We start from the raw sequence: 25,452 nt of genomic DNA, 5'->3' as shown, positions 1-25,452 counted from the left end.
TCGGTCGGGCGCTCAGCGGGCCGGAGCGGACCGGTGTCTCCCGCGGCCACCCCGTGCTGCGGAGCGGGCAGCGATGCGGAGGACGGCGAAGGAGCACGACATGGATCTCCCAGGGACACGCGAGGGCCGGTACGAGCAGGGGGCGCCGATGACGCGGACTCGAAGCGGAACGGGACCGAGCGTCCCGAGGCGCCTCGAACTCCCGTATCCGCGACCGGCGTTCGACGTACGGAAAGGGACCATACCGCTTGTGCTCACGTTGTGCTCATGCGTCGTGTCGGCCTCGTGAGCACGGCCCGGCACCGCCGGGGGTTTGACGCGAAAAATGCGCGGATGACGGCCGAACCCCTTTGGCCGAAAAGGGAGTTGGCCCGGCGAGCGGTGCGTTGATAAAGACCGGTCGGTCGCCCCGGTGGCGGCTTCGAGAGCCGGCACCGCATGCCCCCGGCTCCCGCCGCGCCCCGCCCCGTCGCGTCACGATTCGTCGCGTCACGATCCGGAGCTGAGTTGGTCGGTGATCTCCTTGATCCAGTCGGCCTTCTCGGCCGGGTTCATGAGCCTGGCCTCCCACTCGTCCCGTTCCAGCTTGTGGTCGTCGGGACCGGCCTTGATCAGTACCAGCAGTTGCAGGGCCGAGTCGCGCAGGGCGGGATCGGTGTGGGGGTTGGAGACCATGCTGTAGATCTTGTGCGCCGCCAGCTGGCGCTTGTACCTCGTGATCTTCTTCCAGAACTTCATGGCGTGTTGCAGCGATTCCCAGGTGGGCTGGGCCACCGGTATGTCCTCGCCCTCCGGCGTGTAGCGCTCGGGGTGGTGGGCCTCTTGGAAGCGCCCGTAGGCTGCCCGGCCTCCCTTGTAGGCGGCGGTGCCGAGGACGAGGCCCGCCCCCACCGCGGCCAGGATCCAGCCGGCCGGGTTGGACGCCAGGGTTCCGGTGGCGACGACGGCCACGGTGGTGATGCCGCCCGCGCCCTTCAGGCCCTCGCCCAGCACACCGCCGCCCATCTCCTTGGCCACCTTGGTGACCTGCTTCCGCTTCGCGAGGTCCGTGGTGCTGTTCAGGGTCTCCAGGTCCCGCACGGCACTGAGGTGGGCGACCTTGGCCCGGGCCGCGACCAGGGACGCCGCCTCGTAGTCGGCCCCGGCGGCCCTGATGTCCGCCGCCCACTCCTCCGCGGTGCGGCCTTCGCGGTTGTTCCTCGCCGCCTCGACGGCCGCGTACGCGGTGTCGGCGTTCAGCTGGGCGGTGTTCGCCTCGGTCGCCAGCCGGATCAGCAGTGCGGAGTGGCCGGCGTTCTCGTTCTTGAGTCTCCTCAGGCCCCGGTACTTCTCGGCCGCCCCCTTGGTCTTGTAGAGGGCCCGCATGCTCTTCGCCAGCCCGGCGACGCCGCTGAGCACACCGCTCGCCTCGGCGGAGGCCGCGGTGCTCGCCACGCCCTGGAGCTTGACCGCCTCCTTGGCGATGGTGCCGGCGTTGGCGCCCGTACTGAAGACACTGACGCCCGCGTCGGTCGCCTTGGTCTTCCCCTTCTTGTGCGCGTTGTGGTAGCCGGCGCCGCTGCCCTTGCGCAGGGCCGTCCTCAGGTTCCTGAACGAATCCGCGACGCTGGCCCCGAAGGAGAGGAGTTCCGTGACCGCGCTCAGCGAGGCGCCGGAGACCCCGGCGGCGGAGGCGTCGTGTTTCAGGGCGGAAGCACCCGCGGCGGCCGCGGTGTCGTTCTTCGGGGCGGCCGCCTGCATTTCGGTGGCCTCCTGGCCGAGGCCGGCGGCGGTGGGGGCCTGGACGCCCTTGCCCAGGGCGTCCGTGGGCTCGAGGAGCTTCTTGCCTTGGTCCGCGTTCTCGGCGACGGCCTTCAAGCGATCACTTCTGACCTCCGAGCGGGCCTCGGCGGCGGCGCGTTCTTCGGAGCGGCGTGCCTCCTCCTCGGCGGGAAGGTCTGCCTCCCCGGCGGTGGTGCTCGTGTCGTCCCTGGTCGTGCCGGTGCGTTCCCGAGGTTCGGTGCCGACTTCCGCGTACCGGATGCCGGAGTCGGAGCCGCGCCGGGTGCGGTCGGCGGGGGCGGGCCGAACGTCGAGGTCCGAGCCGCGTCGCGGGCGGCCCGACGAGGTGAAGCGGGCCGCGAGTTCGGCGAGGCGCGCGTCCCTGGCCGCGCGTTCCTCGGGCGTCGGCGTGACGTCCTCGACGGTGGTGTGTGCTGCTTCTTGCTCTTCGACGGGGGTGTGTGTCCCCGCCACGACGGCCGGGCGGGCTTCTTCTGCGAGACGGCGGCGCCGATCTGCCTCGGCTTCGGCTTCGGCTGCCGCTGCCGCTGCCGCTGCTTCTGCTGCGCGGCGCAGCCGGTCTTCTTCCGCCGCTGCCGCTTCGGCTGCCGCGATGCGCTCTCGTGCCTTGGCCGCCGCCGCTTCCGCCCCCGCACGACGTCGTCGCTCTGTCTCCGCTGCCTCCGCCGCGGCTGCTTCAGCCTCTTCGAGGAGACGCGCTCCCTTTGCCGCTGCTTCGCCGGCCGCCCTTCTCGCCGTGTTGCGGTTCCGTGCCGTGGCCGCTGCCGCTTCGCCCCCCGCGCGCACGCGACGTCGTACTTCTGCCGCTTCCTCGGCAGCCGCCTTCTCCTCGGCGGCGCGCCTGGCGGTGGTGGCCTGTTCCCGGAGGGTGGGGTCGGCTTCCATGCCGTGGGTGCCGGACTCGGAGCCGCGTCGGGTGGGAGCGGCGGGGCCGGGCCGGGCGTCGGTGTCGGAGCCGCGTCGGGTGCGGCCCGAAGGGGGAAATCCGGCCGCGAGGGCGGCACGCCTGGCGGCGGTGGCCTGTTCCCGGAGGGCGGGGTCGGCTTCCATGCCGTGGGTGCCGGACTCGGAGCCGCGCCGGGTGGGAGCGGCGGGGACGCGCCGGGCGCCGGGCGCCGAGCCGGGGCGGGCGGCGTCGGTCCCCGGGGCTCGCTCCAGCGTCCTGCCCCTGACGCGCTGCACCGTGGCGGCCGCCGCCTGGTTCCCCGCGCTGGACTGGAGCCCGAGTAACGCCTGCTCCGCCGAGGTCCCGGACCCGGACGAACTCCCGGTCCTCGCTCCCTCCCGACGCTGCCGGGCCACTGCCAGGGCGGCCGCGGAAGGCCGTTCGGAGGTGCGCTGGACAGGGGCGCTCATGGACATACCTCTCCTGCTGCCGGACCGGGCCACGCGAAGGTAGCCAGGCACGGCGAACAGAAGGGGTGTGGCGGGGAAACACTTCAGGGACACGTGCGGAACGCGTCGCCCACGTGTACGTGAGCCCGCGGGACGGTCCCGGACGGTACCGGAACGCCAGGAGCCGCGCGGGAAAGCAACGGCCGATCAGCTCGTACCCCGGCTTCCCTTCTCACCGCCCGGTGCACGTCCCCGGGGGAGGTCGCACAGCCCCGCCCGTACGGCGGCTTCCATGTCGTCGTCCTGCGCGTCCGTCCCGCCCGGGTCGACGGTCGCCATCACCGTCGCCTGCCTGCCGTCGGTCGTGGCGCCGCCCGCGGTCTGGTAGCCGAAGGTGTCGCCGCCGTGGCCCCAGGAGAGGCCGCCGCAGGGCAACGGCCGGCTCTCCAGACCCAGGCCGTAGGCCCGGCCGTCGTCACCGCCGGTCGGCCGGGTCTGCATCATCGCCCTGAGCTGGGTGGGACGCAGCAACTTGCCGCGGACGAGGGCGTCCAGGAAGCGGTTCAGGTCGGCACCGCTGGAGATCATCTCGCCGGACGCGCCCGCGACGGAGGGGTTGAACGCGGTGATGTCCACGAGCGGCGCGTCCTCGCCCGGGCGGGCGTACCCGCGGGGGTGCGGCCCGGGGATCGAGGTGGCATCGCCCGGCAAGGACGTGTCCTCCAGGCCGAGCGGCTCGATGATCCGCCGCTCGATCTCCTCGCCGTACGCGTGTCCGGTCACCTTCTCGATGAGCATGCCCGCCAGCAGGTAGTTGGTGTTGGAGTAGTTCCACTCGGAACCCGGCTTCCCACCGGGCTCCTCGAAGGTCGGCGGGTGGGCGAGCGCCAGGTTCACCAGGTCGCCGGTCTCGTAGTGGGCCAGCGGATCGTCGAGGATGTCCTGCGGGTTGAGATAGTCCAGGTAGTCGGGCAGGCCGCTGGTCTGCTGGAGGAGCATACGGACCGTGATCATCCGGCCGTCGTTTCCGTGACCGCGGACGACACCGGGCAAGTAGCGCTCCACCGGGGCGTCGAGATCGACGCGGTGCCTGCCCACGAGCTGGAGCACGACCGTGGCGACGAAGGGCTTGGTCATGCTGCCGATCCGGAACCTGCTGTCCCCGCGCACCGGCGCCTGGCTGCGGATGTCCGCGACGCCGCTGGTCAGCACCGCGCTGCCGGTGCGGTTCCGCGTCGCGACGAGCGCGCCGGGGGCGCCGTCTACGGTGGTCAACCGGTGCATGATCGCGGGCAGTCGGGCAGCGTCGGGAGTGTGGGCCGACGGCGAGGTGGCTACGGACTGCGCGGTGGCGGTGCCGGTGTCGGCCGTGGTTGCCGTGGTCGCGGCGTACCCCGGCAGGGTGCCTCCCCACACACCGGCCACCACGGCCAGCGCGACCGCCGAACCCCGCGCACGCTTGAGCCTGTTCACATGTCCACCCCTCGTCGTCGCGGCAACACCGCTGCTGCGGAACGAACTCGGGAGCCCGCCCGTCGTCGCGGTTCACGATGCCCGAGCGGCGCCGGCCGACACGATGGGGCGGTCATCCGGAACGGCGGTGGGGAAAACCCCCGGTGACGGCCGAGGACCGCCCGGCCGTCCTGAACCCACCGTCCTCGACGACGTGCGCGATCACACCGGCATGGTCGAGGGCCGCCACTCCCGCCTGATCAGCCCGTACACCCAGGAGTCGGACACCTCGCCGTTCACGACGCAGTCCTCCCGCAGCGTCCCCTCGCGCACGAACCCGAGCTTCTCCAGCACCCGGGCGGAGGCCGCGTTGCGCGTGTCCGCCTCGGCCTGGACCCGGTTCAGGTCCAGCGTGTCGAAGGCCCACGTCAGCAGGGCGTGCGCGGCCTCCGTCGCGTAACCGTGGCCCCACATCGCCGGGTCGAGGCAGTAGCCCAGCGACGCGCTGCGGTAGACCGGGTTCCATTCGACCAGGCAGACCCACCCGACGAAGGCGCCGTCGGAGGCGCGATCGACGGCCACCCGCACCCCGGTGCCTTCGTCCGCCATCGTCCGGCACATCTCCACGAACCGCCCGGCGCGAGCCCGCTCGGTCCACGGCGGGGAATCCCAGTAGCGCATCACGTGGGTGTCGCTGTGCAGCGCGAAGAGACGGTCACCGTCCGCGTCGGTGAAGGGGCGCAGCCGCAGGCGCTCGGTCCGCAGGGTGGGGGTGGTCAGAGTCATGGGGGTCATCCTGGGGCGCCGTGGGGCGGGAGGGACAGCGAATTTCGCCCCGGCAGCAGCCGCACCAGGGGCGCGGAATAGGCCCCTCCGTAGGCATTTGTGGCTAGTTAGGCCCTCACGCCATCGCCCTGGTTGGCCGCTACATTCACCCCGACCGGACACATACGCACAGGGGGACAGGAAACGATGCGTTCCACAGGACCCGTCAGCCGCGTGGCCAGATCACTCGTGGCGGTGACGGCCGCGGCGGCCGCGTGGGCGGTCACCGCCACGAGCCTCGCCGCCTCACCGGCCGCCGCGGCACCCTCCGGCGCGACGGCGCCCCGGCCCGGCGACAGCTGTACGGCGGCCGACCTCGGCACCCGGCACCCGTACATCAAGACCACCGAAGTGTCGCCGACGATCACCCACTTCAAGGGCTGGTACGTCACCGAGGGCACCACCGGCCAGCAGACCGTCAGTACCGACACCACGACGGTCATCGCGGTCTCCGTCGGCCTCAACGACACGATCGAGACCAGTTTCGCGGTCGAGGCGCTCAGCAACGTCAAGGCGGCCGTCGGTCTGGATGTGAAGCTCGAATACACCTCCACCAGCAAGGAGTCGAACTCGGTCACCTGGAACTTGACCCAGCCGGGCTACTACGGCTTCTACAAGGGCACCAAGAAGGTCACCGGCACGTACGGAAGCCTCAACTGCAACCGCGCCCAACAGGACAACGGAAGCTGGGCGCTGGAGTGGACCGAGGGGCCCGGCAGCGGCAGCTTCACCACCTTCACCACCCTTGAGGAAGGCGCGGTGCGCTGCCAGGACAGCGTGCCCGCCGACAGCATCATGGCCAAGGCACAAGCCCTCCTCGACTGCGGCTCCGCCACCGCGTCGACAGACCACCGGGCGGGTGCGGTGGCGCCGACGGCGCAGCAGAAGCAGGCCCGCCTCGCCGCCGACCCGGCTGCCACCGGTGACACCGTGACCGAACAGCCCGGGGCTACCGGGAACCGTGCGCGCGCCGCCCTCGACTGCTCGGCCGAGGCGTACAAGATCGCCGTACCCGGCAAGCCCCTGTCCTGGGGTGCGCCGCTCCTGGCGGACGACGGTGTCCGGCTGCGGCCCTCGACCATCTTCAGCGCCCACCTGGACAACTGGCGCCTGTGCAACGTGACGGAGCAGGACGGGGTCCTTGAGGCATCCCTGTGGAACTGGGGCAACGGCGGGTGCGCGACCATCACCCCGGGGAACGCGGCCACCGACCGAGCGGTCCTGATGACGGCCTCCTGCGCGGAGGACGACCTCCAGCGGTTCTACATCTACCGCGACGTACCCGGCAGCTCGAAGATCGGCGTGCAGAACAAGTACACCGGTTCCATGATCGGCTACGACCGGTACGCCGACGGGGAGTTCCTACGCCAGTACTCCACCGGCAGGCAGGACGGCACGGGCACGTTCAACCTGACCGGAGTCTGACGGCCCGCACGGGGCTGGGGGAGTCGTGGATGCGGCGGCCGTCGTCCGTCGCCGTCCACCCGCGGTGCGAGCCGCTGTGACGCAGCAACGCGTGAGCCGGCGCCCTCCCGACGCTCACGTGCGCGAGTCTCGATGCGGAGGCGGGCCGGGGGATGACGCTGGTCGACGCCGTGAGTGACCGATGGGGCGTGGAACTCTCGGGTGATCGCAAGGTGACCTGGTGCGAGTTCCGCATGGACGCGACCCGAGCCGAACGGCGGCACATGCCGAGGCCGCGGCTGGCGAGAGCCGCGGACGTACTGAGCCTGTACAGCGGTTCGGGGCCCACGCCGGAGTCGATCGATCGGAGCCGGTTGGCGGCGGCTACGGCGGCGGAGGCCGCGATCAACGCCATCACCATGGGCCGACGTAAATGCATCAACTCGCCTGGATCGCCGCCGAGTAGGACCACACATCGGCCGGGATCGGGTGATCGAGGTGCCAGGTGATCGCCATCGGCTTGCTTCCGGTGTGCTCCACGTAGGTTGCCGGTCCCAGGAGCATCCACGGCTGGGGCTTACCCGTGTCCGTGTTCGCGTAGCGGCGCACGAACAACAGGACGTGGGTGCCGCGATCGGCGTGCTGCTGGTAGCGCCTGCCCGTGGCGGAATCGGGGGAAGTCGCGTTCTGCGACTCCCAGTGGAAGAGGTTCGGGCTGATCGCGTAGTCCTTGTACCGGACGGTGGGTGAGAAGTCCTTCTCGTCCTTCTCAAGCGTGATCAGCAGCGCGTCCGTCTGGAACTCCTCCGCCCACTGCACGCCCTGGGCAAAGGATCTCGGCATCCGTCCACCGAACCGGGCGATGCCGAGGGCGGCCAATATCTCCGACCGGTTGTACGCGCTGTGCACCTTCAGCGGCAGGGTGCCCAGGCCATCGGACAGCGGGATCGGGACATGGTCGGATCGGTCGATGACGTACGACAGCACCTGCCGGAGTTCGTCCCTCAGAGCTCGCTGTGGGCGTAGTGCCGCGAGGCCCTCCGTATAGCTGGTGAACCCGCCCGCGTTGTCCCACAGGTTGAAGAACAGCATGCGGGCGTAAGCCTGACCGGCCTGGTCGAGCTCCTCGTAGGGCGGGGCGTCATCTGCCAAGAGGCTCAGGTAAGCCCGAGCGCGTTCGGGATCGTCCACGTGCAGGAAAGCGTGGACCCGCTTGAGCAGCTCCTCCTCGCCCGGCGGAGCCGGTTCGATGGCCAGACCGGCACGGCGCAGTACGAGGGTCCAGGAGTTGCTGCTCTTGTACAGCTCCTTGATCTCCCGGCGGCTTTCGCGGAGGTAGTCGGCGAGGAGCGGAGTGCTGTACTCCTTGACCTCCTTCACCAGGGTCTTCACCGTGGCGGCCAACTGGGTCCTGATGTTGTCGAGGACCAGCTTCTTCGCCTTGCCCTCCAGGATGATCTGGCAGCCGGACGGCAATTGGGGAAAGCCCCGCTCGATGTGCTCGACCAACCGATTGCGCGACAGGTTGGTCATGGCCCGGAACTGCTCCTCGAAACGGAACTCCGCTCGGTGCTGTCCGATGAAGTCGAGGACCGTGAGCACCGGCTTCGTCTCCGTGCGCCGCAATCCTCGCCCCAGTTGCTGGAGGAAGACGGTGGCGCTGTTGGTGGGCCGCAGCAGAAGGAGGGTGTCCACGTCAGGGATGTCGAGCCCCTCGTTGAACAGGTCCACCGAAAAGATGACCTGGAGCTCGCCGGCTTGAAGGTCGGACAGTGCTCGGGCGCGTACCTCCGCCGACGAGTCGCTGTCGAGGGCAGCGGCCTGGAATCCGGCCTTGCGGAAGTAGTCGGCCATGAAGTGGGCGTGTGCCTTCGTGACGCAGAAGCCGAGCGCGCGCATCCCACCGGGGTCGGAGATCTTCGCCTGGATCTGCTTGACGATGATGCGCGCTCGCGCGTCGTTGCCCGTCAGGAGATTCCCCAGCTCCTGATCGGCGTACGAACCCTTCTGCCAGGTGAGGTTGGTGAGGTCGGTCCCGTCCGGGATGCCGAAGTAGTGGAAGGGAGACAGCAGGTCGTTCTCCAGGGCCTCCCAAAGCCGCATCTCGGCGGCGATACGGCCATCGAAGAACTCGTCCTGGACGTTGAGCCCGTCCATCCGCTCGGGTGTGGCGGTGAGCCCCAGCAACTCCTTCGGTGTGAAGTGCTCGATCACCCGTCGGTACGTGCTGGCCGTGGCGTGGTGGAACTCGTCGATGACGATGACGTCGAAGTGATCCGGCGCCAGTTGCTCCAGCCTCTGGACGTTGAGCGATTGGACGCTGGCGAAGACGTGGTTCCACTCCTGCGGGTCGGCGCCGCCATGCAGCAACTCGCCGAACGAGGCGTCGGCCAGCACCTCACGGTACGTACGCAAGGACTGCTTGAGGATCTCCTTGCGATGCGCCACGAACAGCAGCCTGGGTCGACCGGAGGTCCCCTGCTGGCTCAGCTCGCGGTAGTCGAGCGCCGCCATCACGGTCTTCCCGGTGCCGGTGGCTGCGACCAACAGGTTGCGGTGCCGTCCCCGGATTTCACGCTCAGCGCTCAGTCGCTCCAGCATGTCCCGCTGGTGCGGGAAAGGGCGCACTTCGAGACCGGACAGATTGATCTGGAATGTGGTGGGCGACGCCGTGCCACCCGCCTGGGCCAGCGCCGCGTCGAGACGCTCATCGTCGCGATCGGGGTCGTACGTCTCGAACGCCACGTCGTTCCAGTAGGCGTCGAAGGTGGCCTCGAACTTGTCTATCACCGCCGGTGTGGCCACCGACGACAGGCGTACGTTCCACTCAAGGCCGTCGAGCAGCGCGGCACGGGAGAGATTCGAGCTGCCGACGTACGCCGTGTCGAATCCCGTCCTGCGCCGGAAGAGCCATGCCTTGGCGTGCAGCCGCGTCGATCGGGTCTCGTAATTCACCTTCACGGTGGCGCCGAATTCGCGCACGAGCCGGTCGAGCGCGCGGCGGTCCGTGGCCCCCATGTAGGTCGTGGTGATGATCCGGATCGGGATGCCCCGCTCCTTCGCCGCGAGGAGCGAGTCCTCCAGCACGCGGATGCCGTACCACTTCACGAATGCGCAGAGCAGGTCGATGCGATCCGCTGTGGCCAACTCGGCCCGCAGCTCCGCGCCCAGGTTGAGGTCTTCAGGCGAGTTGGTGAGAAGGGATGTTTCGGAGAGGGGCGTGAGCGGGCGGATCGCATAGGCGCCCGGCGCCTCCTGCTCTGCCAGCGCCAGCAACTGGCGGGGCCCTTCGACGATGGTGCTGACGGGCTCCGCACCGCTCTGCTCACCGACGTCGGCCGCCAGGGACTCAAGAACGCGATTTGCGAAGGGAACTCGGTCTTCGGGCCTGAGTTGGTTGAGATGGCGGGCCACTATGTCGCCGATGTGGCGGGCCAGCACGTGGGGTGACGATTCTGCACCGACCTCGGCCTCGACGGCCTTCCAGCCCGCGGTCTCCAGCCGATCCAGATCACCGCGCACGCGATCCGTCACCAACTGTTCGTAGACCCCCGCGACCGGCCCCTCCGGACTCCCCGGCTGCTCCACCCCGACCCCTTTCAGCACCACGTCGATGTGGAGGCAGTTGTAGCAGGAGCCACTGACACCGAGGCGGAGTGACCGGCGGTATTCAGTCCGATCATCGGCGTCGGGAGCATCGTGAACGGCCCGTGGTCGCGGCAGCGTGGTTGGTACCCTGCCGCGATGGACGAGGTACTGGACGAGGGACCCTTCTTTCACGGCACGAAGGCCGATCTGCGGGTCGGAGATCACCTCACCGCGGGTTTTCCTTCGAACTACCGGCCCGAGGTCCTTATGAACCACATCTACTTCACCGCGTTGCGCGACGGCGCGGGCCTCGCCGCCGAGCTTGCCGCCGGTGACGGGGAACCGCGCGTGTATGTCGTCGAGCCGACCGGGGAGTTCGAGAACGACCCGAACGTCACCGACAAGAAGTTCCCCGGGAATCCCACCCGCTCCTACCGCAGCAAGGAGCCGCTGCGGGTCGTCGGTGAGGTCACCGACTGGGCGCGGCAGACTCCCGAAGCTCTCCAGATGTGGCGAGAGCGGCTGGCCGCCATGGTTCTGGAGGGGCGCGCCGAGATCATCAACTGACGCGAGCGGGAGCGGTCAGGCGGTCAGCCCTTCGCCCCGCCCCCTCCAGAAACCCCGTCAACCCGTCCAGCAGCAGGGTGCTTGGCGTTCAGGGCGCGGGTCAGGGTGATGGAGGAGAAGCCGTCGCCGGCCGTGGTGGGCGCCCGGCGGCGCCGTGTCTCATCGGTTCCCGGTGACGTCCTCCCCGTGGCACTCCCCGTACGTGCGTCCCGACCCGCACCAGCACGCCGCCCCGCGTTGCGGCGGCCAGGCCACCGCGAGGCCCCGGGCCGCCAGGGTCGTCGCGTACTGCGGGAGCAGCGTCGGGTCGGCCGGGGACGCGCCCTCCGACGCCGCGAAGGCCTCGTAGGACGGGACCGTGCCCGGGACCACGCCCAGGTTCGGGGTGCCCGACGAGGCCAGTTCGCGCAGGGCCGCCTCTATCGACGCCAGGTGGTCGTCGTACGAGGGGTACTCGGAGGACAGGGAGGGGTACGCCTCCGTCAGTTCCGTCAGTTCGTCGGCCGGCCAGTGGAGCATGGCCACCGGGAACGGGCGGGACAGGGCCTCGCGGTAGGCGCCCAGCTCGGCGCGCAGGCGGGAGATCTCCGCCTCCAGGTCCGCCGGGTTGTCCGAGCCCAGGGACCAGACGCGCTTCGGGTCGTGCAGCTCGTCCAGGGAGATGGGCATCGAGTGCAGGGTGTCGGCCAGGGTGTCCCACTCGTCGTGGGCCAGGCCCAGCATCCTGCGGACGCGGTGGCGGCCGTAGAGGAGCGGGTGCGTGGAGTACGGGGGCTCCGCCGCGTCCGCCAGGAGCAGGCGGGCGCCCTCCGTGAACGTCTCGTGCGCCGCCTCCAGCTCGTCGTGCGACTCCAGGGCCTCGGCCACGATCACCCAGGGGGCCGGGTCGCGCGGCGACGCCGCACGCACGCCGTCGATGATCGCCCTGGCCTCCGCCTCGTGGTCGTACTCCCAGAGGTTCGACGCCTTCAGGGCGCGGACCAGGGACGGGTTGTCCAGCGGAGCGGAGGTCTCGGAGGACAGCAGGCGGTCGTAGAGCGTGGTCGCGGCCGGGCGGTCGCCGGACAGTTCCCGGTGGGCGGCGGCGCGCAGGAGCAGGGCCTCGGCGTCCTCCGGGTAGAGGCCGGCGGTCCGTTCCAGGCGGGCCGCCTCGGCGGCGTGGTCGACGTTCTCGGCGGGCGTGTCGGGGCGCATGGGGGACACCGTACTGCCGTGAGGTGACAAGGGTCAGCCTCCCCGGGGGGCGCCGCCCGGCCGGAGGCCGGGGAGCGGGGCCGGAGAAGGCCCGGGTGGTGTCGGCCCGCTCAGTGCCGTTCCCGCAGCGTTCCCACCAGCGCCGCCGCCACCACGGCCAGCCCCGCCGACACCCACAGCGCCACGTCCGTGCCCGCCCCCGGGCTCCCCGCCGACGTCGCGATGGCGACCGTCAGGGCGACCCCGGCGCACGAACCGATGTAGCGGAACGTCTGCTGCGCGCCCGAGCCCATCGCCGCGCGGGCCGCCGGTACCGACTCCACCGCGAGCAGCGGCAGCGCGGCGTTCAGCAGGCCGCTGCCGACGCCCGCCAGCGCCAGGCCGGGCAGCAGCCGCGCCCAGGAGCCCGCGCCGACCGCGCCGAGCATGGTCAGGACGCCCACCGCGTGCAGGGCGAAACCGACGGTCAACTGGTGGCGCGCGGAGACGCGGTGGGCGATGCGGCGGGCCTGGAGGGCCACCGCGAAGGCGAGACCGGCCCAGAGCAGGGAGAGCAGCGCCGTGTCCATCGGGGACAGGCCGAGCGCCCGTTGCAGCACCGTCGGCAGGAAACTGAAGAAGCCGATCACCGACAGGCCCGTGAACAGCCCGCCCGCGGAGGACGCCAGGAAGAGCGGGCGGCGCAGCAGCGCCAGGTCGATCATCGGGGCGGCCGCGCGGCGCTCCCGTACGACGAACAGGGCGCCGAGGAGTACGGCCGCCGCCAGCAGCAGGCCCACCGGCGCCCGCAGCCACCCGTCCCGACCCAGCGTCAGCGCCGCCACGAGCGCGACCAGCGCCGGTCCGAACGTCAGCGCCCCGGCGAGGTCCGGCCGGCCGGGCCGCGGTGAGCGCGACTCCGACAGGGCCCGCGCGCCGAGCCCCGCCACCACCAGCGCGGCGGCGCCGAGGACGCCGTGCGCCACCCGCCAGTCGGGTAGCGCCCCGACGAGGACGGGGCCCACGGCTATCCCGCCGCTCACGAAGGCGCCCCACACGCCGGTCGCGCGCAACCGCCCGGCCGGGGTCGGGAAGGCGTGGACGAGCAGGCCGAGGCTGCTGGCCAGCAGCGCCGCGCTCGCCGCGCCCTGTGCGATGCGGGCCAGCGTGAACAGCCAGGTCGTGGACGCGAAGGCGCCGAGGACGGTGGTGACGCCGAGGGCCAGCGTGCCGGAGACGAAGAGCCGGCGGCGCCCGTAGTCGTCGGCCAGGCTGCCGGCCACCAGGAGCAGGGCGGCCAGGCCGAGCGGGGTGCCGTTCAGCAGCCAGGCCTGGGCGGACAGCGGGGTGTGCAGGTCGGCGGCGGTCTCGGGGAGCGTGACCATCGGCGCGGTGAACGCCATCAGGGCCACGGCGGTCGCGGCGCTGGTCAGGGCGAGGGTGCGGCCGGGGTGCGGGGGCGGCGAGGCCCGTTCCGCGGGTGGCGCGGCTGCCGCGGGTGTCGCGGGTGCCGGGGCGGTGGGGAAGTCCGTGCCGGTGTCGCTCATGAGGGGAGGTCCGCTCTCGATGGCTCGACGGAGGGTGGTCCAGCTAGTGGGTGGAGGTGGGTCCAGCTAGTGAGTTCGGTCAATGAACTGACCTGAGGCGAGCCAACCTAGCACCATCGGTTCGATGACTGAACCTCATGGCGGAAAGTGGCTACAGTGGACGGCATGGCACTGGGCAAGGACTACGCGACGCAGGAGTGCTCGATCGCCCGCGCGCTGGAGGTCGTCGGCGAGCGCTGGACACTGCTGGTGATCCGCGACGCGCTCTACGGCGTCCGGCGGTACAACGACTTCCTCGTCCACCTCGGCATCCCGCGCGCCGTCCTGGCCAACCGCCTCCAGGCGCTCACCGCCGAGGGCATCCTGGAGAAGCGCAGGTACCAGGAGTCGCCGCCCCGGGACGAGTACGTCCTCACCGAGCGCGGCATCGCCCTGTGGCCCGCCCTGCGGGCGCTCGGCATCTGGGGGCGCGAGCAGCTCGGCGGCGAGCCGATGCGCACCTTCTGGCACGCCGACTGCGGCACCGAACTCAGTCCCCACGGGTCCTGCCCCGCCTGCGGGAGCCTCGTCGCCGTGCGCGACATCGACATGCGGCCGGGGCCCGGGCTCGACCCCGACCCGGCGGACCCGGTCAGCCGGGCGCTGCTCGGTCCCCGGAGGCTGCTCCGGCCGATCGAGACCGAGCAGGGTCCCGCACCACGTCGTCCTGTATAACGGGGACAAGCACGCGCGCGGGAGGAGGAGTTGCCGATGCCGCCGACGAACAGCCGGAACGGCCGGAACGGCCCGACCGCCGCCCCGGTGCTCCGCCCGGTCGGTCTCCTCCGCCCCCTCCTCGTCCTGCTGCTGGTCCTGCTGCCCGTCGCGCTCGTCGACGTCGGCAGCCTCTCCGCCACCGTCGCGCTCGCCGCGACCGCCGCGGTCGGTTCCGCGCTCGCCGTGTGCGCCGTCATCGCCGCACGCTGCGCGCCCGCCGTGCCACCCACCCGGGTGCGGACGGCCATCAGGGACCGGGACCTGCGGACGGCCTTCCTGCCCCAACGTGATCCCGACGCGCCCGGCCGCCGCAGGCCCCGAGCGCCCGGGCGCGCCCTCCCGGCGACCGCCGCGTAGGGCACCCCCTTCCACCAGGGCACATCCCCGCGCGGGTCGTGTCGTCATGCCGCCATGCGCCGGCCTCACCGGCGTCACCGTCACCGGTACGACGAGACCCCCGGAGGGTTCACCCACCCATGTCCGTTTTCGCCAACATGGTCGAGCACCTCGCCGACCTGCTCCAGCCCCTGTTCGGCGCCTCCGCCGCGGCCGCCGCCATCGTCCTGTTCACCGCGCTCGTACGGCTCCTGGTCCACCCGCTCTCCCGGGCCGCCGCCCGCGGGCAGAAGGCGCGCACCGCACTCCAGCCGCGGATCGCCGAACTGCGCCGCAAGCACGCGAAGAACCCCGAGAAGCTCCAGCGGGCCGTGCTGGAACTGCACACCGAGGAGAAGGTCTCCCCGCTGTCGGGCTGCCTGCCCAGCCTCTGCCAGATCCCCGCGTTCTTCCTGCTCGACCACCTCTTCTCCAGCTCGACGATCGGCGGCGAGGCCAACGAGCTCCTCTCCCACCGGCTGCTGGCCGCCCCACTCGGCGGGCGGTGGGCCGACGCGTTCGGGGACGGCGGGCTCACCGGCGGCGCCGGGCTCGTGTACGTGGCGCTGTTCGCGGTCGTCGCCGGGGTCGCCACCTTCAGCTACCGGCTCACCAGGCGGACGATGGCCGACCGGCCGGTGCTGCCCGCCGGTGACGGGGAGGCGGTGCCGGGCGTCGGCGCGATCACCCGGGTCATGCCGTTCCTGTCCTTCTTCACCCTCGTCACCGTGGCCGTGGTGCCGCTGGCCGCCGCGCTGTACGTGGTCACCAGTACGACGTGGAGCGCCGTCGAGCGGGCCGTGCTCTACCGCTGAGCGCGGGCGGGGCGGGTCGGGGCGCCGCGCGGCTACGGTCCAGTACGTGAACGGGGTATTGCGGAGTGGAACCGGGCCTTGGAGGATCGACCAGTCCTCCGATGGCTGTCGCGTCGCTGCCGCACCCAGGTCGCGCATCGTCGGGCGGGCTGCCCGCGATCGAGGAGTTGGGGATCATGAAGCTGTTGCGAGTCGGTACGGCGGGGTCGGAGCGGCCCGCGCTGCTCGACGCCGACGGAACCCTGCGGGACCTGTCGGGCGTCGTGGCGGACATCGACGGCGACCTGCTCGCCGACGAGAGCGCGCTCGACCGGATACGGTCCGCCGCCGCGGCCGGTGAGCTGCCCGCCCTGGACGGCACCGGGCTGCGCGTCGGGCCGCCGGTGGGACGCATCGGCAAGATCGTGTGCATCGGGCTGAACTACCACGACCACGCCCGCGAGACCGGGGCCGAGCCGCCCGCCGAGCCGGTCGTCTTCTTCAAGGCGCCGGACACGGTGGTCGGCCCGCACGACACGGTGCTCGTGCCGCGCGGTTCCACCAAGACCGACTGGGAGGTGGAGCTGGCGGTCGTCATCGGACGCACCGCCCGCTACCTGGAGTCGGCCCAGGAGGGGCTCGCGTGTGTCGCGGGGTACGCGGTCGCGCACGACGTGTCCGAGCGTGAGTTCCAGATCGAGCGCGGGGGGACCTGGGACAAGGGCAAGAACTGCGAGACGTTCAACCCGCTGGGCCCGTGGCTGGTGACCGCCGACGAGGTCCCCGATCCGCAGCGGCTGCCGCTGCGGCTGTGGGTGAACGGCGAGCTGAAGCAGGACGGGACGACCGCCCAGCAGATCTTCCCCGTGGGGGAGGTCGTGCGGTACGTCAGTCAGTTCATGGTGCTGCGGCCCGGTGACGTGATCAACACCGGGACGCCGGCGGGGGTGGCGATGGGGCAGCCCGAGCCGAAGCCGTACCTGCGGGCCGGGGACGTGGTCGAGCTGGAGGTCGAGGGGCTGGGGCGGCAGCGGCAGGAGCTGAAGAACGCGTAGGCGCTCCGCCGGAGTGGGGGAGGGGCGCCGGGGAGTGCGGTTCGCAGTCGGCCGCGGGCCGACTGCGGCCGGTCGCGCCACGTGGCGGAACCGCTCATGTCACAGCCCCGCGCGCCCCTTCGGGGCGCGTTCTCTCACGTCAGCAGGGAAGCGAGCCTGCGCCAGCCCTCCCTCGGCAGGCGGGTCATGTCGTCCTCCACCAGCTGGAGGGCGACATGGTCGGCGCCCGCGTCGAGGAAGGCGTCGATGCGGGCGCGGACCGTGGCCTCGTCGCCCCAGGCGAAGACGGCGTCGATGAGGCGGTCGCTGCCGCCGCCGGCGACGTCGGCGTCGGTGAAGCCGAGGTTGAGGAAGTTCTTCGTGTAGTTCGGCAGCTTCAGGTACATCGCCAGATAGGCGCGGGCCGTCGCGCGGGCGCGGGACGGGTCGGAGTCGAGGACGACCTTGAACTCCGGGGCCAGCAGCGCGCCCTCGCCGAGCCGCTCGCGGGCCTGCGCGGTGTGCTCGGGCGTGACCAGGTACGGGATGGCGCCCGCCGCCCGGTCCCGGGACAGGTCCAGCATCTTCGGGCCGAGCGCGGCCAGCACCCGGTGGCCGGAAGGCATCCCGGCCCGGTCCAGCTCGTCCAGGTAGCCGACCATCGTCGAGTACGGGCGGCGGTACCCCTGCGCCATCGGGGCATGGCTCACCCCGAGGCCGAGCACGAAGCGGCCCGGGTGGGAGACCTCCAGCTCGGCGAAGCTCGCCGCCGCCTCGGACGGCTTGTGTTCCCAGATGCTCTGGATGCTGGTGCCGACCACGATCCGCTCGGTCGCCCCGATCAGCGGCGCGGCGTGCCGGGCGGCGGTGTTGCCGCCGAGCCACAGGGCGCCGAAGCCGAGCCGTTCCAACTCGGCTGCTGCCTCGGCGCGTTCGGCCGCGCCCTCCGGGTCATCGGAGCGAAACCCGCCGCTCCAGACGCCGTACCGTCCGACCGATTCCTTCAGGGAAACCGTCGCCTCGTTCATCGCTTGCGATCCCTCCGGTGGGCACCGTGATCATCCTGCGTGTCTGCCAGACAACCACGGGTACCCACCGCTGATTCCCCGACCACGCCTGTCCGGGGCCGGTCGGGCTACTCGCCGAGGAACCGCTCCAGCGCCTCGACGACCAGCCCGTGGTCCTCCACCTGCGGCAGCCCGGAGACCGTCACCGCGCCGACGACGCCGACGTCCGCGACGGTGAGGGGGAAGGAGCCGCCGTGCGCCGCGTAGGTGTCGGGGTCGAGCCGCGAGGACTCCTCGAAGGTCGTGCCCTTGGCCCGGAAACGCGAGCCGACCAGGTACGACGCCGAGCCGTACCGCTCCACGACCCGGCGCTTGCGGGCGATCCAGGCGTCGTTGTCGGGGGTCGAGCCGGGCAGCGCGGCGTGGAAGAGCTGCTGTCCGGCGCGGTGGATGTCGATGGCGACCGGGGCCTCGCGCTCCCGGGCCAGCTCGACCAGCAGGGAGCCCAGGGCCCACGCGTCGTCGTGGGTGAACCGGCGGAAGACCAGGCGGCGTTCCTGCTCCTCCAGCTCCGCCACGGTGGGTGTCGTCGGAGCCGTGCTCACAGGGACACCACCACTCCGTCGCGGGCGGATCGGCGGGCCGCCTCCAGTACGTCCAGGGCGGCGGCCGCCTCCAGCGCGTCCACCGGGTTCGGGCCGCCCTCGCGCAGGGCGTTGGCCACGGCCGCGTAGTACGCGGGGTAGTCGCCCGCGACGGTCGCCGCCACCTGCCCGCCGCCGGTCAGCGGGGAGTCCCCGGCGCCGACGCGGCCCCACAGCGACTCGTCCTCCTCGCCCCAGCCGGGGCCCGGCCGCTTGCCCTCGCGCAGCGCCGCCTCCTGCGGGTCGAGGCCGTGCTTGACGTAGCCCGCCTTCGCGCCGAGCACCCGGAAACGGGGGCCGAGCTGGGCGGCGGTGGAGGAGACGTAGAGGTGGGAGCGGACGCCGTTCGCGTGCGTGAGCGCGAGGAACGTGTCGTCGTCCGCCTCGGCGCCCGCCCGCCGGACCACGGACTCCGCGTACACCTGCGTGACCGGGCCGAACAGGACCAGGGCCTGGTCGACGACGTGGCTGCCGAGGTCGTACAGGAGGCCGCCGATCTCCGCAGGGTCGCCGGACTCGCGCCAGCCGCCCTTCGGCTTCGGCCGCCAGCGCTCGAAGCGGGACTCGAAGCGCCATACGTCGCCCAGCGCGTCCTCAGCGAGCAACTTGCGCAGGGTCAGGAAGTCGTTGTCCCAGCGGCGGTTCTGGAAGACGGAGAGCAGCAGACCGCGCTCCTCGGCCAGCGCCGCCAGCGCGCGGGCCTCGGCGGCCGTGCCCGCCACCGGCTTGTCGACCACGACCGGCAGACCGGCCTCCAGGGCCCGCGTGGCGAGCGGTACGTGCGTCTTGTTCGGGGAGGCGACGACGACCAGGTCCAGCTCGCTGGCCCGGTCGAACAGCTCGTCGGGGGTGGCGACGGTACGCACGTCCGGGAACTCGGCGCGGGCCTGCTGCTGCCGCTCCGGGTTCGAGGTGACGACCGTGTCCAGGGCCAGGCCCTCGGTGGCGGCGATCAGCGGGGCGTGGAAGACGGAACCCGCGAGGCCGTAGCCGACGAGGCCGACGCGCAGAGGGGGATTGCCGGGAGGAGTACCAGTCATGCGTCCTACTTTCGCAACGGTGTTGCCAAAGTGCAAGCGCCGGGGACAATGGGGGCGTGAACAGGAGCAACGGCGGAGGTACGGGGATCGGCGCAGGCGGGGGTACGGGTACGGGCGTGGGCGGCGGCGCGAACCTGCGCGCCCCGCGCAGCCACAACACCGCCCTGGTGCTCGACCTGCTGCGTACCGCCGGCGCCGAGGGCATCAGCCGGCTGGAACTCGCCGAGCGCACCGGGCTCACCCCGCAGGCGGTCAGCAAGATCACCGCCCGGCTCCGGGGCGAGGGCCTGGCCGTCGAGGCCGGACGCCGCGCGTCCACCGGCGGCAAGCCGCGCACGGTGCTGCGCCTGGTACCCGGGGCGGGCCACGCCCTCGGCGTCCACCTGGACCGCGACGAGCTGCGCGCGGTGCTGGTCGACCTCGACGGCACCGTGATCGGGGAACGACGCGCCCCACTGGACCTGGGCGCGGGCGCGGAGACCGTACTGGAGGAGGTGGCACGGACGGCGGAGGAACTCACGACGGAGTGGCTGGGCGCGGCCGACGCGGGGGGCGTTCGGTCGCCGGGCGGTGTTCTCGCGGCCGTTCCCACTCTCCTCGGGCTCGGCGTCGCCCTTCCGGGGCCGTTGGACCACGTCCGTGGGGTGCTGCACCGGGTCACCGGCTTCCCGGAGTGGGACGGCTACCCGCTGCGGGACGCGCTGGAGCGGCGGCTGGGCGTGCCAGTCGTCGTCGACAAGGACACCAACGCGGCGGCGCTCGGCCTGGCGGTCGGCGGGGAGGACGGGGCCGGGGACGGGTCTTTCGCGTACCTGCACCTCGGCACCGGACTCGGCGCCGGTCTCGTCTTCGGCGGCGGCGTGCACCGGGGTGCCAGGACCGGTGCCGGGGAGTTCGGGCACCAGGTCGTCCAGCTCGACGGGCCGCCCTGCACCTGCGGCGCCCGGGGCTGCATAGAGGCCCTGTGCCTCGCCGCCGTCGCCCGCGGGGACCTCGCGGAGGCGGCGAGAGTGCTCGGCACGGGCGCCGCCAACCTCGCCGGGCTGCTGGACATCGACCTGGTGCTGCTGGGCGGCCGTACCGTCGCCGCCGCGCCCGAGGCCTTCGTCCACGGCGTCGGCGCGGTCCTCGACGCCCGCGCCCGGCGCGAGGGCGGTCACGACGACGCCGTACCCGTACGGCTCGCGCCGGGCGGGCCGCGCGGGGTCGCGGAGGGTGCGGCCCAACTGCTGCTGGCCCCGCTGTTCGGGCGGGGGGACGGCAGCTGAACGCCGGGGGCGCCCTTCACGGTGTGGGCGGCGCGGTGCTCGATGCTCGCGCCCGGCATGAGGGCGGTCACGACGGCGGTAAGTTCGCGGAACCCCGCTGAGCCGGAACCCGGCACCCGGTCCCGAGTGGCCGCCCCGGGGCGCCTCTGCTTCGCCCTGTCCATGGGCGAGCTGAGCGCCACGATGATGCTCTACCCGCCCGACTGGACCCCGCTGCCCGTCCTGATCTACGCGGCCACCGACCGCGGTGCCCTGTTCACCGGCTCCGCCGTCGCCGTGGTCCTCATGACGGCCACCCTGCTGGTGCTGCTCGCCGTCTCCCGGCTCCGCACCAGAGCCTCGTACCGCTGACCCGGTATCCGCCGAAGCCACCCCCGCCCCGACCCCGCAAGGAGTTCACGTCGCCATGCCCAGGAACGCCCGCAAGCCGCTCGCCGCCGCCCTCACCGTCCTCGCCGTCCCGCTCACCGCCTGCTCCGGCACCTCCGCCGCCTCCGACGAGAACGTCGTCACCGTCTACAGCGCCGACGGCCTCAAGGGCGAGAACGGCGACGGCTGGTACGACCAGGTCTTCAAGGACTTCGAGAAGGAGACCGGCATCGAGGTCGAATACGTCGAGGGCGGCTCCGGCGAGATGGTGCAGCGCACCCTCCGCGAGAAGCGCAACCCGCAGGCCGACGTCCTCGTCACCCTCCCGCCCTTCATCCAGCAGGCCGACACCAAGGGCCTGCTCCAGAAGTACGCCCCCAAGGGCGCCGACCGGGTCAGCGGCGCCGACAAGTCCGCGACGGGCACCTGGACCGCCGTCGTCAACAACTACTTCGGCTTCGTCCACCACACCAAGGCGCTGAAGCAGGCCCCCACCACCTGGGAGGACCTGCTCGACGTCACATACGAGAACAAGATCCAGTACTCCACCCCCGGCGTCGCCGGCGACGGCACCGCCGTCCTCATCAAGGCCATGCACGACTTCGGCGGCGAGCAGCCCGCCATGGAGTACCTGAAGAAGCTCCAGGCCAACAACGTCGGCCCGGCCGCCTCCACCGGCAAGCTCGCCCCCAAGGTGGACAAGGGCGAACTGCTCGTCGCCAACGGGGACGTCCAGATGAACTACGCCCAGTCCAAGTCCATGCCGAACCTCGGCATCTGGTTCCCGGCCCGCGAGGGCGGAAAGCCCACCACCTTCGCCCTGCCCTACGCGGCCGGCCTGGTCACCGACGCCCCGCACACCGACAACGGCAGGAAGCTCCTCGACTACCTGCTGGGCCGGAAGGCGCAGCGGCAGGTCAGCGAGATCGGCGGCGGCTTCGCGGCCCGCCAGGACGTCGAGGCCACCGACGCCAACGCCCGCGCCCTCACCCGGCTGATGGACGGCGTGGAGGTCTTCGAGCCCGACTGGAAGGACATCGAGGAGAACCTCACCTCCTACATCGACGCCTGGAAGGAGGCGACGGGCAGCTGAGGAGAGCGGGTGCCGAGCCGACCGGGAGCTGAGACGAGCGTTCCCTCAAGATCCGGCACTGTTTAGGCTGAGGCGCACGCAGGACCGCCCAGGCAGGAGACCGAGCACATGGCAGACCGCAAGCCCATCGAGTCGTGGCTCACCGACATGGACGGGGTCCTCATCCACGAAGGCGTGCCGATCCCCGGCGCCGACGCCTTCATCAAGAGGCTCCGCGAATCCGGCAAGCCCTTCCTGGTCCTCACCAACAACTCGATCTACACCCCGCGCGACCTGCACGCCCGGCTGCGCCGCATGGGCCTGGAGGTGCCGATCGAGTCCATCTGGACCTCGGCGCTGGCCACCGCCAAGTTCCTGGACGACCAGCGGCCCGGCGGCTCGGCGTACGTCATCGGCGAGGCCGGGCTGACCACGGCGCTGCACGACATCGGCTACATCCTCACCGACCACGAACCCGACTACGTGGTCCTCGGCGAGACCCGCACCTACTCCTTCGAGGCCATGACGAAGGCGGTACGCCTGATCAACGCGGGCGCCCGCTTCATCTGCACCAACCCCGACGAGACCGGCCCCTCCGCCGAGGGACCGCTCCCGGCGACCGGCGCGGTGGCCGCCCTGATCACCAAGGCGACCGGCAAGCAGCCGTACTTCGCCGGCAAGCCCAACCCGCTGATGATGCGCACCGGGCTCAACGCGATCGGCGCCCACTCCGAGACCAGCGCGATGATCGGCGACCGCATGGACACCGACGTGCTGGCCGGCATCGAGGCCGGGATGCAGACCTTCCTGGTCCTCACCGGCCTCACCCGGCCCGAGCAGGTCGAGAACTTCCCGTACCGCCCGTCCCAGGTCCTCGACTCCATCGCGGACCTCGTGGAACGGGTCTGAAACGCGGATGCGCTCCGCGTGACCCGATCGGAGCAGCCCCGCCCCCGCGCAGGATGCGGTGACGGGCCGGGCGGGGCAGCCTCCAGGTAACTGGAGGTACACGATGGGCTCACTGAAAGTCACGCTCTGTGCCGGAGCGGCGCTGGCCACCGTGCTGTGCGCACCGGCGGCCCACGCCCACGCGGCGGACGGCGGCGATGTCTCCGTGACACCGTCCTCGCCCGCCCCCGGCACCGACGTCACGCTCCGCGTACCCGACTGCACCGAGAAGACGGCCGTCGCCGTGTCCGCGGCGTTCGAGTCGGACGTACGGCTCGGCCTGGCCGAGGGCGACGGCGTCCTCGTCGGCTCCAGCCGGGTGCGCACCACCGTGCGGGCCGGTGCCTACGCCGTACAGGTCAAGTGCGGCGACCGGGCCCGCAAGGGCACCATCACCGTCGAGGAGCACCGGCGCCCGGACACCCGGCCGACCGCACCCGCCTCGCCCGTCGCCCCGGTGGACGCGGGCGGCGGCGGCACCGCGCGGCTGGCCGCCGACAGCGCGGAGCAGGCCCGCTCCGCGTCACCCGGCACGGCGCACACCGTGACCGGCCTGGTGCTCGCGGGCATCGCCGCCGTCGCCGTGGCGCTGCACAGCGCCCGCAGCCGGAGCAGCGGGACGGGCTGACCATGTCCGGACAGCACGCGCGGGACACCGCACCGACCGCCGCCCCCGGCGGCCGCCTGGTGACCGGCATCGCCTGGACGGTGCTGCTCCTCGGGCTGTGGCTGTGGGGCCGCGAGGCCACCGACGTGCGCGAGGGCATATCCCGGCCGGCCACCGGCGACATGGCGGCGGCCGGCCGGCCCCCCGACATACCCCTGCCCCCGGCCCACGCCCCGCTCGGCGACGCCCGGCCGCAGCGGCTCGACGTCCCCGAACTCGGCATCGACGCCCCCGTGGTGGCCCGCGGCCTCGACGGCAAGGGCGCCATCGAGCCCCCGCCCTTCGACCGGCCCGGCACCGTCGGCTGGTACGCGGCCGGCGTCACCCCCGGAGCGGCCGGCACCGCCCTGCTGGTCGGCCACGTCGACACCGAGACCCGGCCCGCCGTCTTCTACGAGCTGAGCACCCTGGAACCCGGCGAGACGATCCGGGTGGCCCGCGCCGACGCCGAGGTCGCCGAGTTCACCGTGGACGACGTCCAGGTCCTCACCCGCGACGGCTTCGACGCCCGGCAGGCCTACGGGCCGCGCGAGACGGAACGCGCCGAACTGCGCCTCATCACCTGCGGCGGCACCTTCGACCACACCACCGGCAGCTACACGGCCAACGTCGTCGTCTCCGCCTACCTGACCGGAACCGTCTCTTAGCACAGCGCCCGCCCCCCGGTCCGGGAACCGCGGGGGCCCAGGCCGCGTATGTCAGGATTGAGCCTCGCAACAGTGCACCCAGGGGGGTTGGATGTACGGCAGCAAGCCGGCCGGAAACACGTCCAGGAGGCGGGCTGCGTCGGCGGCGGCACTCGGAGCGGCGGCCCTGCTGCTCGCGGGCTGCTCCTCGTCCGGCGACGGGGACGACAAGGGCGCGGACGCCGGGATCACACAACAGCCCAAGGAGGCCGGCCCGTTCTGGGTCAACCCCGACGGCACCGCGGCCCGGCAGGCCGCCTCCCTCGCCGAGGACGGCAAGAAGGACCAGGCCGCACAGATCCGCAAGATCGCCCAGCAGCCGACCGGCGAGTGGATCAGCCCGGAGAACCCCGAGGAGCAGGCCCGCGGCTTCACCGAGGCCGCTGACGAGGCCGGCCGCACCGCGCTGCTCGTCCTCTACAACATCCCGCACCGCGACTGCGGCCAGTACTCGAGCGGCGGCGCCGCCGACGGCAACGCCTACCGCTCCTTCGTCGACGGCGTCGCCAAGGGCATCGGCGACCGCGCCGCCACCGTCGTCCTGGAACCGGACGCGGTGCTCCACCTCGTCGACGGCTGCACCCCGCAGGAGTTCCACGAGGAGCGCTACGACCTCCTCAAGGGCGCGATCGCCAAGCTCGGCGCCCTGAAGAACACCAAGGTGTACCTGGACGCGGGCAACGCCGGCTGGGGCCACCCCGACCAGATCTTCGACCCCCTGAAGCGGGCCGGCATCGACCGGGCCGACGGCTTCTCGGTCAACGTGTCGAACTTCTACACCACCGAGGACTCGATCGCCTACGGCAAGCAGCTCTCCGCCAAGGTGGGCGGCAAGCACTTCGTCATCGACACCAGCCGCAACGGCAACGGCCCCTACACCGAGGGCGCCCCCGACGAACGCTGGTGCAACCCCCCGGGCCGAGCCCTCGGCGAAACCCCGACGACGAAGACCGCCGACCCCCTGGTCGACGCCTACCTCTGGGTCAAGCGCCCCGGAGAGTCCGACGGCGCATGCAAGGGCGGCCCGAAGGCGGGGGAGTGGTACCCCGAGTACGCCTTGAAACTGGCCGAGGGCACTGGATGACGCCGTGTCCCCGTGCCCCAACGGCCGAGCCGCGC

Annotated in this window: 21 protein-coding genes and 1 pseudogene; 13 read left to right on the top strand and 9 right to left on the bottom strand. The window is 72.0% G+C overall.

The window, feature by feature from the left end:
- Positions 1–489 precede the first annotated feature (489 nt).
- The 3 genes from ACIRGB_RS18895 to ACIRGB_RS18885 all read right to left on the bottom strand — a co-directional run bounded on the left by ACIRGB_RS18895 (position 490) and on the right by ACIRGB_RS18885 (position 5,355).
- Positions 490–3,138, bottom strand: coding sequence for a hypothetical protein (locus ACIRGB_RS18895; RefSeq protein WP_403865868.1), 2,649 nt, complete (start codon positions 3,136–3,138; stop codon positions 490–492).
- A 186-nt stretch (positions 3,139–3,324) separates the two neighbouring features.
- Positions 3,325–4,590: a serine hydrolase domain-containing protein gene (locus ACIRGB_RS18890; RefSeq protein WP_403865865.1), complete on the bottom strand. Its 1,266-nt coding sequence runs from the start codon at positions 4,588–4,590 to the stop codon at positions 3,325–3,327.
- 201 nt (positions 4,591–4,791) lie between these two features.
- On the bottom strand, positions 4,792–5,355 hold the full coding sequence (locus ACIRGB_RS18885) for a GNAT family N-acetyltransferase (RefSeq protein WP_403865862.1): 564 nt from the start codon (positions 5,353–5,355) through the stop codon (positions 4,792–4,794).
- Between the two features lie 186 nt (positions 5,356–5,541).
- Between ACIRGB_RS18885 and ACIRGB_RS18880 the strand changes: the two genes are divergently transcribed.
- Positions 5,542–6,819: a hypothetical protein gene (locus ACIRGB_RS18880; RefSeq protein WP_403865860.1), complete on the top strand. Its 1,278-nt coding sequence runs from the start codon at positions 5,542–5,544 to the stop codon at positions 6,817–6,819.
- A 417-nt stretch (positions 6,820–7,236) separates the two neighbouring features.
- Here ACIRGB_RS18880 and ACIRGB_RS18875 read toward each other — a convergent pair whose 3' ends face one another.
- On the bottom strand, positions 7,237–10,386 hold the full coding sequence (locus ACIRGB_RS18875) for a DUF3427 domain-containing protein (RefSeq protein ID WP_403865858.1): 3,150 nt from the start codon (positions 10,384–10,386) through the stop codon (positions 7,237–7,239).
- 156 nt (positions 10,387–10,542) lie between these two features.
- Here ACIRGB_RS18875 and arr point away from each other — a divergent pair, with 156 nt between their 5' ends.
- Positions 10,543–10,953 carry an NAD(+)--rifampin ADP-ribosyltransferase gene (gene arr / locus ACIRGB_RS18870; protein ID WP_403865855.1) on the top strand — a complete coding sequence of 137 codons (411 nt, stop codon included), beginning with the start codon at positions 10,543–10,545 and terminating at the stop codon, positions 10,951–10,953.
- A 159-nt stretch (positions 10,954–11,112) separates the two neighbouring features.
- Here arr and ACIRGB_RS18865 read toward each other — a convergent pair whose 3' ends face one another.
- Entirely contained in the window at positions 11,113–12,147 is a 1,035-nt protein-coding gene (locus tag ACIRGB_RS18865; RefSeq protein WP_403865852.1) for an SEC-C domain-containing protein, read from the bottom strand.
- Positions 12,148–12,257: 110 nt separating this feature from the next.
- Positions 12,258–13,673 carry an MFS transporter gene (locus tag ACIRGB_RS18860; RefSeq protein ID WP_403865850.1) on the bottom strand — a complete coding sequence of 472 codons (1,416 nt, stop codon included), beginning with the start codon at positions 13,671–13,673 and terminating at the stop codon, positions 12,258–12,260.
- Between the two features lie 165 nt (positions 13,674–13,838).
- Between ACIRGB_RS18860 and ACIRGB_RS18855 the strand changes: the two genes are divergently transcribed.
- The 4 genes from ACIRGB_RS18855 to ACIRGB_RS18840 all read left to right on the top strand — a co-directional run bounded on the left by ACIRGB_RS18855 (position 13,839) and on the right by ACIRGB_RS18840 (position 16,653).
- Positions 13,839–14,387: a winged helix-turn-helix transcriptional regulator gene (locus tag ACIRGB_RS18855; protein ID WP_403865847.1), complete on the top strand. Its 549-nt coding sequence runs from the start codon at positions 13,839–13,841 to the stop codon at positions 14,385–14,387.
- Positions 14,388–14,423: 36 nt separating this feature from the next.
- The gene (locus ACIRGB_RS18850; RefSeq protein ID WP_403865844.1) at positions 14,424–14,786 is read left to right on the top strand and encodes a DUF6412 domain-containing protein; all 363 of its coding nucleotides are present in this window, start codon (positions 14,424–14,426) and stop codon (positions 14,784–14,786) included.
- A gap of 119 nt (positions 14,787–14,905) precedes the next feature.
- Positions 14,906–15,619, top strand: a complete 714-nt coding sequence (locus ACIRGB_RS18845) for a YidC/Oxa1 family membrane protein insertase (protein ID WP_403865841.1) — start codon at positions 14,906–14,908, stop codon at positions 15,617–15,619.
- Between the two features lie 176 nt (positions 15,620–15,795).
- Complete coding sequence (locus tag ACIRGB_RS18840) at positions 15,796–16,653, top strand: fumarylacetoacetate hydrolase family protein (protein ID WP_403865838.1); 858 nt, start codon at positions 15,796–15,798, stop codon at positions 16,651–16,653.
- Between the two features lie 134 nt (positions 16,654–16,787).
- On the opposite strand, the gene ACIRGB_RS18835 is transcribed toward ACIRGB_RS18840, so the two are convergent.
- The 3 genes from ACIRGB_RS18835 to ACIRGB_RS18825 all read right to left on the bottom strand — a co-directional run bounded on the left by ACIRGB_RS18835 (position 16,788) and on the right by ACIRGB_RS18825 (position 19,323).
- The gene (locus tag ACIRGB_RS18835) at positions 16,788–17,660 is read right to left on the bottom strand and encodes an LLM class F420-dependent oxidoreductase (RefSeq protein WP_403865835.1); all 873 of its coding nucleotides are present in this window, start codon (positions 17,658–17,660) and stop codon (positions 16,788–16,790) included.
- Between the two features lie 107 nt (positions 17,661–17,767).
- Entirely contained in the window at positions 17,768–18,244 is a 477-nt protein-coding gene (locus ACIRGB_RS18830; protein ID WP_403865832.1) for a heme-degrading domain-containing protein, read from the bottom strand.
- Positions 18,241–19,323 (bottom strand): Gfo/Idh/MocA family oxidoreductase, encoded by a 1,083-nt coding sequence (locus ACIRGB_RS18825; RefSeq protein WP_403865829.1) that lies wholly within the window; start codon positions 19,321–19,323, stop codon positions 18,241–18,243. Before ACIRGB_RS18825 ends, ACIRGB_RS18830 begins: the two co-directional genes overlap by 4 nt.
- A 56-nt stretch (positions 19,324–19,379) precedes the next feature.
- On the opposite strand from ACIRGB_RS18825, the gene ACIRGB_RS18820 reads away from it, so the two are divergent.
- The 7 genes and pseudogenes from ACIRGB_RS18820 (at position 19,380) to ACIRGB_RS18790 (ending at position 25,417) form a co-directional block, all read left to right on the top strand.
- On the top strand, positions 19,380–20,591 hold the full coding sequence (locus ACIRGB_RS18820; RefSeq protein WP_403865826.1) for an ROK family protein: 1,212 nt from the start codon (positions 19,380–19,382) through the stop codon (positions 20,589–20,591).
- 120 nt (positions 20,592–20,711) lie between these two features.
- Positions 20,712–20,942 (top strand): annotated as a pseudogene (locus tag ACIRGB_RS18815) (ABC transporter permease); the annotation flags it as partial.
- A gap of 55 nt (positions 20,943–20,997) precedes the next feature.
- Positions 20,998–22,053 carry a 2-aminoethylphosphonate ABC transporter substrate-binding protein gene (locus tag ACIRGB_RS18810; protein ID WP_403865823.1) on the top strand — a complete coding sequence of 352 codons (1,056 nt, stop codon included), beginning with the start codon at positions 20,998–21,000 and terminating at the stop codon, positions 22,051–22,053.
- A 108-nt stretch (positions 22,054–22,161) separates the two neighbouring features.
- Positions 22,162–22,941, top strand: a complete 780-nt coding sequence (locus ACIRGB_RS18805) for an HAD-IIA family hydrolase (protein ID WP_403865820.1) — start codon at positions 22,162–22,164, stop codon at positions 22,939–22,941.
- 103 nt (positions 22,942–23,044) lie between these two features.
- On the top strand, positions 23,045–23,608 hold the full coding sequence (locus ACIRGB_RS18800) for a hypothetical protein (RefSeq protein ID WP_403865818.1): 564 nt from the start codon (positions 23,045–23,047) through the stop codon (positions 23,606–23,608).
- A 2-nt stretch (positions 23,609–23,610) separates the two neighbouring features.
- A complete protein-coding gene (locus tag ACIRGB_RS18795; RefSeq protein ID WP_403865815.1) occupies positions 23,611–24,294 on the top strand; it encodes a class F sortase in 684 nt (227 codons plus the stop codon).
- A gap of 91 nt (positions 24,295–24,385) precedes the next feature.
- Positions 24,386–25,417, top strand: a complete 1,032-nt coding sequence (locus ACIRGB_RS18790; RefSeq protein ID WP_403865812.1) for a glycoside hydrolase family 6 protein — start codon at positions 24,386–24,388, stop codon at positions 25,415–25,417.
- Positions 25,418–25,452 lie beyond the last annotated feature (35 nt).

It is taken from the genome of Streptomyces sp. NPDC102490 (assembly GCF_044765285.1).
Taxonomy (GTDB): Bacteria; Actinomycetota; Actinomycetes; order Streptomycetales; family Streptomycetaceae; genus Streptomyces.
The sequence above is the reverse complement of the archived record's forward strand: the minus strand, read 5'-3'. Positions and strand labels throughout refer to the sequence as shown.